This is a genomic window from uncultured Nostoc sp. (assembly GCF_964245445.1).
GTDB lineage: Bacteria > Cyanobacteriota > Cyanobacteriia > Cyanobacteriales > Nostocaceae > Nostoc.
In genome coordinates, this window is record NZ_CAXTNE010000204.1 from 1 (window position 1) to 15,119 (window position 15,119).

The 15,119-nt window shown below is 41.2% G+C and carries 16 protein-coding genes and 2 pseudogenes; 9 read left to right on the forward strand and 9 right to left on the reverse strand.

Annotated elements, in window-relative coordinates; all coding sequences use genetic code 11:
- Nucleotides 1-370 precede the first annotated feature (370 nt).
- From ACFE90_RS26780 to ACFE90_RS26800, 5 genes and pseudogenes are all read right to left on the reverse strand, one after another.
- Nucleotides 371-670 (reverse strand): annotated as a pseudogene (locus ACFE90_RS26780) (GTPase); the annotation flags it as partial.
- 335 nt (nucleotides 671-1,005) lie between these two features.
- Nucleotides 1,006-1,428, reverse strand: coding sequence for a hypothetical protein (locus ACFE90_RS26785; RefSeq protein WP_375505461.1), 423 nt, complete (start codon nucleotides 1,426-1,428; stop codon nucleotides 1,006-1,008).
- A 171-nt stretch (nucleotides 1,429-1,599) separates the two neighbouring features.
- The gene (locus ACFE90_RS26790; RefSeq protein WP_375505462.1) at nucleotides 1,600-2,139 is read right to left on the reverse strand and encodes a DOMON-like domain-containing protein; all 540 of its coding nucleotides are present in this window, start codon (nucleotides 2,137-2,139) and stop codon (nucleotides 1,600-1,602) included.
- Nucleotides 2,136-3,254: a phosphotransferase enzyme family protein gene (locus ACFE90_RS26795; protein WP_375505463.1), complete on the reverse strand. Its 1,119-nt coding sequence runs from the start codon at nucleotides 3,252-3,254 to the stop codon at nucleotides 2,136-2,138. Before ACFE90_RS26795 ends, ACFE90_RS26790 begins: the two co-directional genes overlap by 4 nt.
- Before the next feature lie 575 nt (nucleotides 3,255-3,829).
- Nucleotides 3,830-5,134 (reverse strand): Tudor-knot domain-containing protein, encoded by a 1,305-nt coding sequence (locus ACFE90_RS26800; protein WP_375505464.1) that lies wholly within the window; start codon nucleotides 5,132-5,134, stop codon nucleotides 3,830-3,832.
- Between the two features lie 570 nt (nucleotides 5,135-5,704).
- Here ACFE90_RS26800 and ACFE90_RS26805 point away from each other — a divergent pair.
- Nucleotides 5,705-6,703, forward strand: a complete 999-nt coding sequence (locus ACFE90_RS26805) for an aldo/keto reductase (protein ID WP_375505465.1) — start codon at nucleotides 5,705-5,707, stop codon at nucleotides 6,701-6,703.
- Nucleotides 6,700-7,287: a TetR family transcriptional regulator gene (locus ACFE90_RS26810; RefSeq protein WP_375505466.1), complete on the forward strand. Its 588-nt coding sequence runs from the start codon at nucleotides 6,700-6,702 to the stop codon at nucleotides 7,285-7,287. The genes ACFE90_RS26805 and ACFE90_RS26810 overlap by 4 nt, the downstream gene beginning before the upstream one ends.
- Before the next feature lie 86 nt (nucleotides 7,288-7,373).
- Here the strand turns inward: ACFE90_RS26810 and ACFE90_RS26815 are convergent, their stop codons facing one another.
- Nucleotides 7,374-8,819 carry an MlaD family protein gene (locus ACFE90_RS26815; RefSeq protein WP_375505467.1) on the reverse strand — a complete coding sequence of 482 codons (1,446 nt, stop codon included), beginning with the start codon at nucleotides 8,817-8,819 and terminating at the stop codon, nucleotides 7,374-7,376.
- Nucleotides 8,820-8,909: 90 nt separating this feature from the next.
- Nucleotides 8,910-9,692: an ABC transporter ATP-binding protein gene (locus ACFE90_RS26820; RefSeq protein WP_375505468.1), complete on the reverse strand. Its 783-nt coding sequence runs from the start codon at nucleotides 9,690-9,692 to the stop codon at nucleotides 8,910-8,912.
- Nucleotides 9,693-10,624: 932 nt separating this feature from the next.
- Between ACFE90_RS26820 and ACFE90_RS26825 the strand changes: the two genes are divergently transcribed.
- From ACFE90_RS26825 to ACFE90_RS26840, 4 genes and pseudogenes are all read left to right on the forward strand, one after another.
- A complete protein-coding gene (locus tag ACFE90_RS26825; protein WP_375505469.1) occupies nucleotides 10,625-11,671 on the forward strand; it encodes a low specificity L-threonine aldolase in 1,047 nt (348 codons plus the stop codon).
- 163 nt (nucleotides 11,672-11,834) lie between these two features.
- Nucleotides 11,835-12,326, forward strand: coding sequence for a cupin domain-containing protein (locus ACFE90_RS26830; RefSeq protein ID WP_375505474.1), 492 nt, complete (start codon nucleotides 11,835-11,837; stop codon nucleotides 12,324-12,326).
- Between the two features lie 44 nt (nucleotides 12,327-12,370).
- Nucleotides 12,371-12,590 (forward strand): annotated as a pseudogene (locus ACFE90_RS26835) (winged helix-turn-helix domain-containing protein); the annotation flags it as partial.
- A gap of 50 nt (nucleotides 12,591-12,640) precedes the next feature.
- Nucleotides 12,641-12,853 carry a CopG family transcriptional regulator gene (locus tag ACFE90_RS26840; protein ID WP_324980723.1) on the forward strand — a complete coding sequence of 71 codons (213 nt, stop codon included), beginning with the start codon at nucleotides 12,641-12,643 and terminating at the stop codon, nucleotides 12,851-12,853.
- A gap of 287 nt (nucleotides 12,854-13,140) precedes the next feature.
- Here ACFE90_RS26840 and ACFE90_RS26845 read toward each other — a convergent pair whose 3' ends face one another.
- Nucleotides 13,141-13,242: a DUF3131 domain-containing protein gene (locus ACFE90_RS26845; protein WP_375505475.1), complete on the reverse strand. Its 102-nt coding sequence runs from the start codon at nucleotides 13,240-13,242 to the stop codon at nucleotides 13,141-13,143.
- Between the two features lie 410 nt (nucleotides 13,243-13,652).
- Nucleotides 13,653-14,003: a hypothetical protein gene (locus tag ACFE90_RS26850; protein WP_375505470.1), complete on the reverse strand. Its 351-nt coding sequence runs from the start codon at nucleotides 14,001-14,003 to the stop codon at nucleotides 13,653-13,655.
- A gap of 2 nt (nucleotides 14,004-14,005) precedes the next feature.
- Here ACFE90_RS26850 and ACFE90_RS26855 point away from each other — a divergent pair, with 2 nt between their 5' ends.
- The 3 genes from ACFE90_RS26855 to ACFE90_RS26865 all read left to right on the forward strand — a co-directional run bounded on the left by ACFE90_RS26855 (nucleotide 14,006) and on the right by ACFE90_RS26865 (nucleotide 15,111).
- Nucleotides 14,006-14,233 carry a hypothetical protein gene (locus ACFE90_RS26855; protein ID WP_375505471.1) on the forward strand — a complete coding sequence of 76 codons (228 nt, stop codon included), beginning with the start codon at nucleotides 14,006-14,008 and terminating at the stop codon, nucleotides 14,231-14,233.
- Between the two features lie 214 nt (nucleotides 14,234-14,447).
- The gene (locus tag ACFE90_RS26860) at nucleotides 14,448-14,660 is read left to right on the forward strand and encodes a PIN domain-containing protein (RefSeq protein ID WP_375505472.1); all 213 of its coding nucleotides are present in this window, start codon (nucleotides 14,448-14,450) and stop codon (nucleotides 14,658-14,660) included.
- A 187-nt stretch (nucleotides 14,661-14,847) separates the two neighbouring features.
- A complete protein-coding gene (locus tag ACFE90_RS26865) occupies nucleotides 14,848-15,111 on the forward strand; it encodes a hypothetical protein (protein WP_375505473.1) in 264 nt (87 codons plus the stop codon).
- Nucleotides 15,112-15,119: the final 8 nt, after the last annotated feature.

The following is a 15,119-nucleotide window of genomic DNA, read 5'->3' on the forward strand; positions in this document are numbered from 1 at the left end:
ATTAAGCATAATACCCCCAAGCCCACCCCGCCAAAGCTACGCTTGCTTTAGCCCCCCTCCCGAAGAGCAAAGAGGGGTTGGGGGTGGGGTTCTTTTATTATGGGTAATTTGGCGGACATGATATAACACCAACTTGAAAAAACAAAGCTGTATATTCAAACTTGAAAACTCAGATGTAATTTAGCTTCATTAACTACGCATTACCTTAGCGTAGTCCATTACGAATTGGTATGAGTTATTTCTTGGTAAAAACAGCCACCTTGTCTTGTCCTTCGGTCATATAAGCGCAAGCCATGTGTGATGAGTTATACGCCCAGCCAACGCGTCCTTGACGGTCTATGAGGATGCACCCAGCTTCACCTTTAACTTTAATCAAACTTTTTTCTGGAATCTCAGGCATTTTTTGGAGTATTTCCAGGACACTCGCAATATGGCTTTTCCAAGCTGGATGCGACAAATCCACAACATGAATCATGGCATCTGCTTCAACCACTTCCTCCAATGTGGCGCGAAATGCATCCATCAGTAGTGGCGGGAGTTCGTGAATCAACCCTACAGTATCAGTGAGCAGAATCGACCTGCGTTCTTGTGTTTCTGGTTCTGTAATTACTACCTTGCGGGTTGTTGGGTCAAGGGTCGCAAATAGTTGATCTGCGGTGAAAACCTCAGCTGTGTCATGATCGAGCGCTACACACAAATTTACGACGGTAATTCAAGTTTAAAACAATTAAACTAAAAATGTTGAGCCAGTTAACAGCCAGTGCGGGTTGCAATTTTCACAACTTAGATAGGATTGCGATCGCTGTTGCTCAACAGTTAAATGGCATAATCCGATTTCAGATACTAGACACGTAATATTTTTACTTAATAGAAAATAACCAAAAAACCTAATCTAAAACCCCCATACCTTAAAGGTATAGGGGTTATTTCAGCTTGCGTGGAAGGGGACAAAGGAAAGATGAACTTGTATTTCATCCAATTAGATAGCCATAAGCAAAGCTGTACTTATATAGGATAATTTATTCCGGTTAATATCCCCAATTGTGAACTAACAGCGCTTATGTAATCTTGATCGTTTAAAACTTGTATTGGTAGCCTGTGAGCATTGATCGCAGCCTTGACTAAATATTCCGGAGTAATATTTCCGCGCTGTACTCCAAAAATAAATCTTCCTCCACTAGGAACTCCTTGCTGCTTGAAACCACCTTGGTAAGCAAAATTAACAAGATTAAAGGGTTTAATGTAGCTGATATTGGTAGAATTACTGCCTAATGCATCAGCATTAACTACTGTGTTTAGTGATTTCTCACTAGTTGCATTAGCACTCACATAGTTTTTATTTGTGGGTGTTTGAGCGCTAGCAATGCCAGATGTGAGGGCAAGAGAGGCAATGATAACTGTAGAATTTATCAATGTTGTTAATTTCATAACGTAGTCCTTACCTAGAGTAAAGTAGAATCGATAGTTTCTACTAATAAGATTCTCTTATTTATAGAAGTTAACCTCATACAATTGACTCATTCAAATGGTTGAATTGTTTATCATCCAAATGGGTGACTTGTTTACCGCCTTGTCGTTATGGTATACTGGTAGCAGTAATCACATCTCAAGGATGAAACTGTCTCGTAGATGAAAGTCAGCCTTCCCGCCTTGATGAGTTAACGCCCAGTAAGTCACCTCACCATTTCTGTCTTTAATAACGGTAGTAATGCCAAGTTCAATGGCTTGTTCTGCCGAGATGATTTTATCCAAATCTACATCCAACACAAGTATTAAACCATCGGCCTGATTTTGAACATTAAACGATAGGTTTTCAAACGCTGTTTCCTCTTGCATTCCTTGACGGTATCCATCAAAGCGATAGACATTCCAGTGTCCGGCGGGGGAGAGGTTAAATTCCCAATACTGTGCAGAATCTTTGATGCTAACGAAGAACTCGAAGCAGGTGTCTTCCCAAAGTTCATGCTTGCGTGATGGAGTATTTGATGGTGGAGCGATTGCAATTTCTTTTAAATCGTCCTCAAGCATATAGCGGATGGCAAGTTTATTACCATTTCTGGCAATATTACCTGCAATTTTCAAATTAGACAGCGATTTTGTCGAAGGAAAGGGTTGCAGGGAAAATGTCTGATCGTTCATTTCATGTCTTTAATAATATTACAAATCTGCGTTTCTTGCGATTCAATACTTTCGGTAAGCTTAAACTGCACGATCGCTCTTGCCAAGTTATGTTCTGGGTGTTTAACTTTAAAGTAGACATTCCCTGCTAAATAATCAGCAAAAAATCTCAGTCCTAATTCAAAGGCGATCAGACGAATTGCATCGTATATATATGCATAGTCATTCTCAGTAAGAAATGCCTTTGCTACCGAAAGATAACCTTGTAAGATTCCCTGACACAGGTCGGTATCGAAATAAACACTGCCCCAATTCTCAGTTTCTTCTCCAGCCGGATTGCAACCCGATCGCAGGCAATCACCAATATCGTAATGTACCAAACCGGGTTTAACAGTATCCAGGTCGATGACGCTGACGGCTTGCAGGGTAGCAGTGTCAAACATCACGTTATTGATTTTTGGATCGCCGTGCATCAGACGCAAGGGTAGCTTGCCTTCAACTTTGGCATCTTCTAAGATATGTGCAAAGGTTTGGCGATCGCTAACAAACTGCAAGCAATAATTAACTTCCGAAGATTGACACGCAATAGTTTTCGCCAACACTTCTTCGTAATGCTGGAGATAAAGCGGTGTAATATGAAACCCTTGAAGAGTATCGGCGAGTTTTTCTGGGGGCAAATCGCTGATCAAATTGTGGAACATCCCCAAGGCATAACCGATTTCTTTTGCGTGTGAGCGATCGCGCATAGTATCGAAAGACTGGGAGCCTTCAATAAAGCTGATCGCCCGCCAAAAGGAGCCATCTGCATCCCTATAGTAGTCTAAAGCATCCTTGGTCAACAGTACGCGTGGTACTTCCCAGCGACGATTTAGAGGTGTATGCTGTAACCGATTACGAACATGCTCAGTGAAGATACGCATATTCTGCATAATCAATTGTGGCTGCCGAAATACCTGCGTGTTGATGCGTTGCAAGACAAAATATTGTTCTTTTGAAGAATCTAGATTTACTAAGAAGGTGTCATTGATATTACCACTTCCAAAAGCTTTAACGCTTTTAACCTTCCCCAGCCCAGCGAATTGATCTGCGATCGCAACCAGATTCTCTGCGGCCTGTGTATTGAATTCTTCTGTCATGTTTTTGACCTGTACTACTCCTCATATACATTGCACGAAGGCAATAGGGGATATCGTAGCGCAAGTGCCAGCCTCTTCGGGGAAGTCAAAAGTCAAAAGTCAAAAGTCAAAATAATTTGTAATTAAAAAGGCTATAAGTTATGTGGAAAAAGAAGTTATTTTAACAGAATTATGACTTAGAAAACTCTTCTTCAATTAGAGGATGTTTGAAAAGTGTTTGACTGTGATTTTCATTGCGTTGTTACCCCCCTTAGTCCCCCCGATGCATTGGGGGGAAACAAGAAAAATCCGGTTCCCTCCCCAATACATACGGGGAGGGTTAGGGAGGGGTAAAAAAATATTTGATACATCAATCACGACTTTTAAAACATCCTCTTATAAATCTTTAAAAATGCTATATACTTAGTACAGCACAGCTTAAATAAACGTACCATTTCAAAATAGCGCAAGAGCTTGGTGTACAATTATTTTGATTTTTGTACTTTTGACTTCCTCCTTGCTGTGCTAGTATAGGGCGCGACACTGAATAGCCCATCGGAGATATTGCTCTCGTCGGCCCTGTGCTAATTCAACAGTTAGGAAATTTCGTCACTATCAACCCACTCATCATAGGATGAGTCATAACCAATGTAATGAATAAAGTATTGCTGACCTTGGATTTGCTGAATCGTTGCGGAATACCAAGCCTCTTGGTCATCATCCCAACATTTTACCTTTTGACCCACTGCATATCCATTGTCATCAGAGGAGCGAAGATCGCGAGTCCGAATGTCATCTTCGCCCACCCACTCGTTATGAGATGAACCGTAACCAAGGTAATGAATAAAGAATTGGTCATCTTGGATTTTCTCAATTGTTCCCTGATACCAATCTTCTTCCTCACTATCCCAGACTTCTACTGTTTTGCTAAGTTCATACTGATTTTTATCTGAATTAACAGCAGATGAAACATCTTGGATAGGCTTTTGTTCCTCTTGTTTAATTTCCTCTTTTACTAAAGTATAGGCTTGCAAAATCAAGCTGCGAGCGACAGTTTGAATTCCCGTATGTTCGTAGTAATTGGTAGTTTGATCTAGGAATGCTGCTACAAAATCTAAATTATCATCAGCAATTTGAATAAAATTACCCAAATGACTAGAAATTGATTGCGGAGTTATACCTGTTTTGGATACTAAGTTATTCATCCAACCTTGCACAGAGTTGAAACCTTGACTGATAAAACCAACTTTATCAGAGGGGTTACTAGCTGGTAAAAAGTTATTGATGGCTAAGAAAACCGGATTTTGAGTTATTGCGCTAGTATCAGTACCACTAATAACTCCGTGAATTTTGCCCAAAAAGTCAGGGCCTAGTGGTAGAATTCCGTCTATACAAACTAGAGCTACCATCCGCATTAAGGATGCATTTTGATAGTTGTTAGCAAGAGAATTAGCAAACTCTTGTGGATTAGGTTGAGGAATGCCATTTAGTTTGCAAAAGGCAATGATTTCAACGGTGATTTTCAGTAGTAAGTCAATTGATTGAGTTACGTCAGCTTTCGGAGTAATTTTGCCTAAAAAAGAGAGAAAGCCGATTTTCTCACTAACTTTATTCGCTAAAGCTGCCGTTGCCATAGCTGTGTCTGCCTTATCAATTGTTTGATAAAGTTTGATTGCAAACTGGTAGCCTTGTTGAGGATCTTCGTATAGAACAACAGCGCGATCGCGGATTTTCTGAATTACCTTAGCATCGCTAACTCCAGTAATGCTGCGAATATTATTCTCAAATCCCGTCAAATTGCTCCATTCACCTGGTGCTACGTAATCAAGAGCTTTTAAAACTTTGACAGTGATATTGTCAGTCGGTAATTCGTCAACCAACTGAATAATTGATTTATCCATCAGCCGATCCTCAAAACTCAAAATATTTTTACAACACAGTTCAAATAAACCTACAACAACCAATACTAGTTGCTACCCTACGGAAAGTCTTTCTCTGGTCAACGCTGTACGAATTACTGAATCGTATTAATAGAATTCCCTGATCTGATCAAAAAATAACAACTGGCGATCGCGCAGATCACGACAACATTGTTTCAAAAATGTCTCAAAGGCTAACTTATGGCAGTCTGCAAGTAAATGAGGCAGAAAATGCAAGACTCAAATCAGACATTACTTACGCAAAATACCTCCCAAACTCTTATTCCTCCGTGTCGCGCCAGTTGCTTCTCCCAAGGGGAGACGCTGCGCGAACAAGTCGGGGAACCGCAAGGGCACACTGGCTTGTCTGTGCCTCTGTGGTAGCCTGCGGCAAGCCGCTTCTCTACGAGACGCTCCGCGAATGCGTCTACGATTTCTTATTCAACAGATGCTCACCATCTTGGACGCCACTAACAAATATTGAATGACAAATATTGATTTTTGTTATTTGTTTATGTATCATAGTTGTATCACCACAGTGGAGAACTTACTATGTTGTCACGTCAACTGGGAAAAAACGGTTCAACAATATCGGCACTTGGGCTTGGCTGTATGGGCATGTCTGATGCTTATGGCCCAGCCGATCGCGAAGAAAGTATTGCAACGATTCATGCAGCGCTTGATGCAGGCATTACCTTACTAGATACAGGCGACTTTTACGGCATGGGGCACAATGAACTGCTGCTACACGAAGCCCTAGCAGGACGGCGACGGGAAGATGTTTTCATTGCTGTTAAATTTGGGGCGCTGCGATCGCCTGACGGCAACTTTATTGGCTTCGATGGTCGTCCTGAAGCCGTAAAGACTTCACTTGCCTATACATTGAAACGACTGGGAACCGATTACATTGACCTTTACCAGCCAGCCCGGCTCGATCCGACCGTGCCCATTGAAGACACTGTTGGGGCGATTAGCGAAATGGTGAAAGCTGGATATGTTCGCCACATTGGTTTATCTGAAGTGGGTGCAGATACAATTCGGCGTGCTCATGCGATTCATCCCATCACCTGTCTTCAGATCGAATATTCGCTTCTGAGTCGTGGCATTGAGGATGACATTCTCCCAACTGTGCGGGAATTGGGCATTGCTGTTACCGCTTATGGAGTCCTTTCACGGGGATTATTGAGCGGTCACTGGTCGAAACAACGCTCTGAGCAAGCGCAAGACCCTCGCGCACATCTGCCCCGCTTCTCTGGAGAGAATCTGGATCGCAATTTGTTGCTAGTCGAAGCCCTTCGCCTTATTGCCCAAGAACAGAGCATGACGGTTGCTCAAGTGGCAATTGCTTGGGTGTTGTCGCGGGGGAACGACATTGTGCCACTGATTGGAGCGCGGCGTCGCGATCGCTTGAATGAAGCGCTGGGTGCGTTGGATCTACACTTAAGTCAGGATGATCTCGCCCGGATTGAGGCAGCAGTGCCACTGGATGCCGTGGCTGGCGATCGCTATGCTCCAGATCAAATGAGGATGTTGGATAGTGAAAAGAGATGAATGATTCAGCTTTGACACCGGAGCGGATTCTCGACGCGGCGGAAGAGGTTTTGCGTCGTTACGGTCTGGCAAAGGCAACAGTCGTCGATGTGGCTCGCTTTTTAGAGGTGAGCCACGGCACGATTTATCGGCATTTTCCCAGCAAGGCAGCCTTGCGCGATGCGGTAGCAGAACGCTGGCTGCATCGGGTTTCCACACCACTAGCAGCGATCGCTGAAGAACAGGGTTCCGCCGTTGAACGGTTGCACCGATGGTTTGAGCAACTCATAACTCTGAAACGTCAAAAAGTTTTGAACGAGCCAGAGTTATTTGCAACCTATTCTGTGATCGCTCAAGAGGCGCGAGGAGTAGTTCAAGCTCACATTGATCAACTAGTAAGCCAAGTCGCTGCGATCGTCGAGAGCGGTATTTCCAGTAACGAGTTTAAGGTAACAGATCCGCAGGTAGCAGCGAAGGCAGCCTTTCAAGCGATGGTTCGATTTCACCATCCAGCTCACGCATCCGAATGGAGCGATCCAAACATCGACACGGATTTTGCCCAAGTATGGCGCTTAATAGTTGCTGGTCTTGTGGTGGGTGAGTGAATCGTTTAGGGACTTGCAAATAAAAAAATACTTAACTACTTATTGTGGGGCGGGCGGGACGCCCACCCTACAAGATTGGATATTGCCTATTTTCCCGTCTCCAGTTGCTCCCGTTGCTTACCATACTCCCGCAGTTGCTTCAACAGGTCTTCTTGGGATGAGTTAGAGATAGACGGACTGGGGGTTGGGGTTGGTTCAGGGTTGATGTCGGTACTGACAAAATTAGCAGGTGGGGGATTAATTACGTAGACGGGTAGGGACTTATCATTAGACATCGGCTCTTGAGTTAGTGCTGGGGTAGGAATTAGATTATTTGGTTTGCTCACAGCAGTTTTTACCGAATCTAGATTAGTAGCAACTTGCACTTGTTGCTGCATTTGTTGTGTAGAAGATACCAAACTACTTAGACCATTCACCAATTGCCGCAAATTTTGTCGGAAAGTAGGATCACCTGTCAACTCATCCAAATCAGATGTAATTTTTTGGCTATTTTCAAAGGTTACTCGTGCTGAATCTAAAGTTTGTTGTAGCAGCACCGCATTCTTTGGATCATTTAAGGTTTTTGAAGCATCACGTAAATTAGCTGAGGCTTGCGCTGCATTTGCTGAAAGAGTTTCTAAATTGTTGATTAATGCTCCTTGAGTGAATCGATTCACAGCTGGTGATAGGCTACTGACTGTAACACGCAGTTGGTTGCTGGTTTCGGTGATATTGTTCAAAGCGCCAACCAGCGAAGAACGATTTGTTGTCAATAAATTATCCAGATTGTTGAGCAAACGATTTGCTTGAGTTGCAGTTGCACCGAATTTATTTACTGTTTGAGTCGAGGATGTACTAAGTTGGTTTGTCGCTCGTTGCACTGAATTAGCAGTGGCTGAAAAGGTATTAAGTTGTTGTCGCAAGCTTTTGGTCAAACCTTGTAAATCCTGACTTAACACAGTAAAACTGGTTGCTGCGCTTGTGGTAGTTTCTAGAACCCTATTGACATTTCTATAAAATTGGGGGTTATTGTATGCAGCAGCTAGGTCAGTTGAGCTGCGAATTAATTCATCAACACTAATGCCAACCTGACCTTTTAACCGAGAGCCATTACAAATTATCAGGCTCTGATCGCAATTTTTATCTAGGGGTTTAGCAATTACAACCCCAGTAGGTAACGTTGCTTTTGGTGTGATGTCGATAATACTTTCGCTAATTAATCCGCTTTGATTAGCTTCCACCACTACATTCCGGGGGAGAATTAGGTCAGGTTGGGCAATTTCAATCTCTATATCAATAGCATTTGCTCTTGGTCGAACCTGGGAAATAGTTCCTACCTTAACGCCTCGATAGCGAACTGTTGCTCCCTTTTGCATTCCACCAGCGTTGGCAAATTCCACAATAACTTTGTATGAACGCCCAGCAGGAGTGAATCTATTTAACCACAGAAAGAGTAACCCAAATACCCCTAATCCTAGCAGGAGTAACAACCCCACAGAGCCTTCTCTAAATGTTCGCCCAGACGCGAAGCGGCTTGTCATAAGACCTCGCATTTTTTTCCTCCACCCAATAATTAGTTATGAGTTAGAAGTTGGGAGTTAAGAGTTGAATTTAATCGCTCCTGATTCTTAACTTTTCACTTTCTAACCGACGACTTGAATCGGCCCTTGCACACTTCCACTGAGAAATTGTTTGATCAAAGGATTTTCTGTGTTGTATGTTTCACTAACTGTACCTTGCCACTGCACTCTACCTTCATAGAGAAATATAAGTCTATCAGCTGTACGGCGCATAGTGCTGTCTTGGTGCGTAACAACAGCATAAGTACTACAAACTCCATGTAAACATTGTAAATAGCGGATTAAATCTTCGATTACTGTTGAGGCAATGGGATCAAGTCCGGCCGTTGGTTCATCGTATAGTAGAACATCTGGTCCTTCTGAAGGATTATCGGGGTTAGACATAATCGCACGGGCAAAACTTACGCGTTTTCGCATTCCCCCAGAAAGTTCGGCTGGGTAGAGATCGCCTACTTCTGGCAAACCTACCATCTCCAATTTTTCTTTTACCAAATCTTGGATGCGCGATCGCGTTAGCTTTGAATTTTGATAAAGTAAAAATCCCACATTCTCCTCCACCGTCAGCGAATCAAATAGCGCCGCCTGTTGAAACACCATGCCAATGCCAACCTGCTGACCACCATCCTCAATCAAACCTTCTCGCCGCACTCCTTGCACATAAATTTCTCCTTCATCGGGACTAAGTAACCCCGCCATCACCCGTAAAATTGTTGATTTACCAGTCCCTGATGGGCCAATAATTCCTAGTGCTTCTCCCCGGTAAATGGTCAAGTCTACATTATCTAGAACTTTATGGCTACCAAAGGACTTAGAAACACCTTTCAGTTCAATCAATGGTTCAGTCATTAGTTATTAGTCATTGGTCATTGGTCATTGGTTATTTGTCCTTTGTCCTTTGCTAATGACAAATAACAAATAGCCCAATAGTGATGTCATAGTTATTGATCGGACATTGTATGGTACATTATAAGTATATGATTATCATTTTAATTAAGAAAATTTATTTTTTTAGCATAATACTTAGTTATTGGCAATTTTTAACGTCTCACAATGCCCTTAATGCAAGCTTGACGAAAACACTATAGTAAATTAAGGTCTCAGTAACGAAGAACTAAGACTCCAGTTTTTTGTGGACATTAGCAAAGTTACACAATAGTATAAACTACTTAGGATAAATATGCTGATTGTTGTTATAACTACTCAGATAAAAGCTACTACAACAAAAAATAATTAACAGGTTGACGTTATAGATAGCAATTATATTTAAGTTGTGAAAATCAAAAGGTTCAGATTCACAAACTTTTAAACAAGTAAGTCGGAAATTTTTGTTTACGAATGATTCAGTAGGGCTATTTCGTTTTAGACATAGACCGTCCAAAACTAAAGTTCCTCTCTTATAGCTAGCTAAAGTCAGTTTTAACGGACTTTAACCTTCTCTCAATCGTTTTATAGACGACTTTCGCTATCAGACTCAGAATAAATTCTGAGGCGGCATAGATGAGAATTAAATAGCCCTACCATTTGAAGTTATTGTAATTAGTAGAATTATTAGATATAGCGGTTACCGCACAGGTAAAGTACAGAAAAAATAATTAACCACAGATGAACACAGATACTCGTAGGAACAGGGCAATGCCGTGTCTCTAGCCAATACCTATTCAAATGAAAATTGCTATAATTTGAGGGTTAATAGCATTCCTGTCAATTTTAGAGTTGCCAAATGTTAAAATTATTTACTAACATTATAATAATTACTGAGAAAAATTTAAGTAGATATTATGAGTAGTCAATTAGAACAGTTTGCAAGTGATAATTCCTCTGGAATTTGTCCAGAAGCCCTGGAATATATGATTAGGGCAAATCAAGGTAGTGTTCCAGCCTATGGAAATGATGAATGGACTCAAAAAGCCACAGATTATTTTCGGGAACTCTTTGAAATTGATTGTGAAGTATTTTTTACCTTTAATGGTACAGCTGCAAATTCTTTATCTTTAGCAGCCCTTTGTCAGTCATATCATAGCGTCATTTGTCATGAAACATCTCACATAGAAACAGATGAATGTGGCGCACCTGAATTTGCATCTAATGGCTCGAAATTATTACTTGCTCAAGGTAAAAACGGCAAGTTAACATCACAGGCTATAGAGGCAGTTGTCACTAAACGTACTGACATTCATTATCCCAAACCTAAAGTTATTAGCATCACCCAATCAACTGAATTAGGGACTTTATATTCTATTGAAGAACTTTTGAAAATTAAAGAAGTTGCGAAAAAGCATAACTTAAAAATCCACATGGATGGCGCTCGTTTTGCAAATGCAGTTGCCGCTATGAATAAAAGCCCTGCTGAAATTACTTGGAAAAGTGGAGTGGATGTGTTGTGCTTTTGTGGTACAAAGAATGGAATGGCATTAGGTGAAGCCATTCTGTTCTTTAACAAAGAGTTAGCAGAGGATTTTGATTATCGATGCAAGCAAGCAGGTCAGCTAGCCTCAAAAATGCGCTTTATCTCTGCTCCCTGGTTGGGTTTATTGGAAACTGGTGCTTGGCTAAAAAATGCTAGACATGCCAATCAATGTGCTGAATACTTAGAAAATAAACTATTAAATATAGAAAATGTTGACTTGATGTTTCCTAGAGAAGCCAACGCCGTCTTTGTTAAACTACCTGAACAAGTTATTCACGCCTTAAAAGCAAAGAACTGGCAGTTTTATACATTTATTGGTGTGGGAGGAGTACGTTTTATGTGTTCTTGGAATACGACTCAATCAAGGATTGATGAATTGATAGATGATATTAAAAATGCAACTATTTCCAAAAATTAAATATTAAAGATTTAAATTAATGAAACAAGTATAACATTTAGGTTGCTAGTGAATTTAACTTATCAAAATGTCAGAAGAAATTAACAGTTCCCCATTGTAAGCATTAACGATGCGTTTAGTAATAGCAAGTCCTAGCCCACTGCCATCTCAAAAGGAAATCACCATGACAGTCAATCTGCAAGGAATATTACAACAACCAGGACAAGGTTCTTCATACTGGGTGCTTGGGGATTTGTATACCTTTAAGGCGGTAGGTGAAGAAACTGGTCAAGCTTATGCTCTAATTGAAATTACTGTTCAACCGCAAAACGGTACACCTCCCCACATTCATAGTCACGAAGACGAAGCTTTTTATATTCAAGAGGGAAAATTGGAATTTCAGCTTGATGAACAGATTATTTTAGCAATTCCTGGAACCTTTTTTCACTCTCCCAAGGGTCAACTTCATAGGTTTTCAAATATCGGTACAAAGCCAGCAAAATTACTTTGCTGGTTCACACCAGCAGGGTTAGAGAAGTTTTTTATGGAAGTAAGTGTGCCAGTCTCAAAGAGAACGCAAGTGCCCAGCGCTAGTCCCGCAGACATGGAAAAAGCGTTGGCTGCTGCTTCAAAATATGGTCTTGAGATTATCCCGCCAACTGCTACATCTTTGTAGGTATAGGCTAATATAACTACAAGCGATCGCAGTCTGACACTAAACAAAAGTTTGACTTATTAGAATATCTCCTCTCACATCTGCCTTAAGTGTTTACTAGAAACCAAAATAAGAGAGAAAGTTTGGGGTTATGGCTTCATAGGTGATTCTAATATTTTTGAGGTTTATATTGGTTATCTGCGACTAAAATTGAAAGACAATAAGGAAAAGCGTTTGATTCATACAGACCGTGGTGTAGATTATGCACTGCGGGAACAATCCTAATGACTTAGTGATTTCGGCAAAAAGGAACATATTAAAGACAAAAGAGGATCATGAATAAAAAATGGGCTGTTAAACGACTGACAGTAAATCTTACAACCGAGGAAATGAAGAAACTTCAATCCTACTGTGCTTCGACAGGAAGACCAGCAACAGATGTAATTAGAGAATTGCTCCGAACTCTTGAGGTTGACAATGCTGAAAACTCTAAGATGGAAACAGCAGACTCAACAAAAACAGTTGGCAGTGGGTCAAAATCACAGTAACTCTTGGCTCAATATTCCGCCAAATCTCAGAAACCTGCTATCCTGATTTCCTGACAGATAAAACTAAAGGATGATCATCTTTTGGTATAGTTTTTGCTGTTCCATCTAGATGTTAGTAAAAGTACTCCCACCAACCATTCTGGTGTGGAGGTGACTCTTAATTGCAAAACAAGTGAGGGGGTTAAATGCCCCCTCTTGTCATACTCATTTAAAGACTTAGAGACTTTGAGATAAACAATACCCTACAAGATTGAATAATTTATTTGTTAGAAATCTCCTACAGGTTATTAAAATAGCGATCGCTCTACTTGCCACTTTGCTACAATTTCTTTGAGCCAATAATTATATTGCGGATGACAGGTACGGATGACATCAAACGCCGCAAGTATTCACCCGACATCCAAAGCAGACCAACCAATACCGCGCTCAGGTGGATTGTTACTATATTTTTACTTTATAAATCGCCTCTTATCCGAAAAAGGAGAATACACAGAAAATTTCTTGATATTAGCTCCAAACAAAATATTTATAGGGAAAAATTCGGTATAATAGTCCGATATTGACGATATGTAGAAAATTTATTGATATTTGGAAAGTTTCAGTCTAATAACTAGTTAGCCCCAAAGGAGATTAGCAGCATGACTTTGTTTGTGCGCTTTGAATCCATCGGAAATAAAATGAATCGGCTGCTGATTTACAGCAACGGCATATTCATTGGTGAATACGAGAAATCGCAGCAAGCTGATATTGACAGAAAAATAGAAGAAATAAATGCGGCAGAAACAACGCTTCTGTCAATCTATGAGAAGCATGGAGTGTTTCTCGTTCGGTGGGATGGAAAAGCAAGAAAGAAATCCATTCGAGTTAAAGACATTGAGGTTGGTAGTATCCCCAAAGCAGCATGGCGGGCTGCGTCTTGGCGGAAGTAGCAAATGCTTTGTTGAATACATTTTTTATCATTTTTGCGGTTATGAGTTGATACCCACTTTGGACATTGCTCCCGCGATCGCTGATGATTTTTGAGATGGGGTGCGATCGCAAAATAAAGATAAGACCAGCACTTGGGAACTGTAGCAGGGTCAAGAAATCTGGTCATAGAAAGCGCGATCGCCCATACTAGATGGTAGACACCTTCGACTATAGGAGCCATCTATGTTGCTACAAGAATTGAAGGAGCAGGTCTTCAAGCTAACACCCAGTGATCGCCTTGCACTGGTGAGCCCCATCATTGAGTCCTTGCAAGACACGCCAATTTCTGAGCCTGAGCGATCAAGCGCGATTAGACGGATGCGAGGCTTGCTAAAAACAGATCAGCCAGCACCGACTGATGAAGAAGTTGCTGCAATGTTAGAAGAGCAACGAGTAAATAAGTATCTTTAATAAAAGTTTTAATTGATACCAATATTGTCCTAGATTTTCTCTTGCAGCGATTGCCATTTTTCTAAGACGCAGAACTGTTGTTTCAGGAGATTGATTCTGATCGTGTCGTTGGATATGTCACAGCAACAGCACTTACAGATATTTTTTATATTTCCCGAAGACACACGCGCAGCATTGAGCAAGCACGGCAAGCAGCTTCAGAAACGCTAACCTTATGGTAATTTGTCCCGTTAATCGAGCCGTCTTGAAATCAGCGTTCGGATCTGGTTTAGCTGATTTTGAAGATGCTGTTCAAATTGCTTGTGCTATTGCTCAAGGTTTAGATGCTATCGTGACACGCGATACACAAGGTTTTTTGAGTTCATCTTTACCCGTTTTATCAATTCATGAGTTGTTACAGCAGTTAGGGGCGCAAGATAGCAAGTAGTTGGTTGTCAGGCAAAGATGCCGATTATATTTTCAGATTGTCACAAACGCAGTCCAGCAACTTTTAAAATTGAACTAGGTCTATCACAAGAATGTGAAATTCTGCTATGAAAACCCTGGCTAAATGGTCTGTAGACGACTATCACCGCATGGTTAAGGCGGGCATTCTGCGTGGTCGTTATGTATAATTGCTAGCAGGCGAAATTGTTGAGATCAGTCCAAAAACCCCAATTCACTACGCCACAGCAAGACGAGGTGTAAAATATTTAGAAGAATTGCTATCAGGTAAAGCTGATGTCCGCTTCAATGGGCCCATTACACTATCCGACTCAGAACCCGAACCTGATATTGCAATTGTTCGACTTCCAGAATCATCCTACAACAATCGCCATCCTGCTCCTAAAGATACAGCAGATTGCAGGTTTATGAAGTACAGTAGCAACAGTCTGTAAACCAGTTT

What these genes read in the sequence shown, in the direction of transcription:
- ACFE90_RS26855 (WP_375505471.1), top strand. Translation starts at nt 14,006, where the DNA reads ATGTTGCTACAAGAATTGAAGGAGCAGGTCTTCAAGCTAACACCCAGT.
- ACFE90_RS26810 (WP_375505466.1), top strand. Translation starts at nt 6,700, where the DNA reads ATGAATGATTCAGCTTTGACACCGGAGCGGATTCTCGACGCGGCGGAA.
- ACFE90_RS26820 (WP_375505468.1), bottom strand. Translation starts at nt 9,692, where the DNA reads ATGACTGAACCATTGATTGAACTGAAAGGTGTTTCTAAGTCCTTTGGT.
- ACFE90_RS26840 (WP_324980723.1), top strand. Translation starts at nt 12,641, where the DNA reads ATGAATAAAAAATGGGCTGTTAAACGACTGACAGTAAATCTTACAACC.
- ACFE90_RS26825 (WP_375505469.1), top strand. Translation starts at nt 10,625, where the DNA reads ATGAGTAGTCAATTAGAACAGTTTGCAAGTGATAATTCCTCTGGAATT.
- ACFE90_RS26830 (WP_375505474.1), top strand. Translation starts at nt 11,835, where the DNA reads ATGACAGTCAATCTGCAAGGAATATTACAACAACCAGGACAAGGTTCT.
- ACFE90_RS26805 (WP_375505465.1), top strand. Translation starts at nt 5,705, where the DNA reads ATGTTGTCACGTCAACTGGGAAAAAACGGTTCAACAATATCGGCACTT.
- ACFE90_RS26800 (WP_375505464.1), bottom strand. Translation starts at nt 5,134, where the DNA reads ATGGATAAATCAATTATTCAGTTGGTTGACGAATTACCGACTGACAAT.
- ACFE90_RS26850 (WP_375505470.1), bottom strand. Translation starts at nt 14,003, where the DNA reads ATGGCTCCTATAGTCGAAGGTGTCTACCATCTAGTATGGGCGATCGCG.
- ACFE90_RS26785 (WP_375505461.1), bottom strand. Translation starts at nt 1,428, where the DNA reads ATGAAATTAACAACATTGATAAATTCTACAGTTATCATTGCCTCTCTT.
- ACFE90_RS26860 (WP_375505472.1), top strand. Translation starts at nt 14,448, where the DNA reads ATGGTAATTTGTCCCGTTAATCGAGCCGTCTTGAAATCAGCGTTCGGA.
- ACFE90_RS26795 (WP_375505463.1), bottom strand. Translation starts at nt 3,254, where the DNA reads ATGACAGAAGAATTCAATACACAGGCCGCAGAGAATCTGGTTGCGATC.
- ACFE90_RS26815 (WP_375505467.1), bottom strand. Translation starts at nt 8,819, where the DNA reads ATGCGAGGTCTTATGACAAGCCGCTTCGCGTCTGGGCGAACATTTAGA.
- ACFE90_RS26790 (WP_375505462.1), bottom strand. Translation starts at nt 2,139, where the DNA reads ATGAACGATCAGACATTTTCCCTGCAACCCTTTCCTTCGACAAAATCG.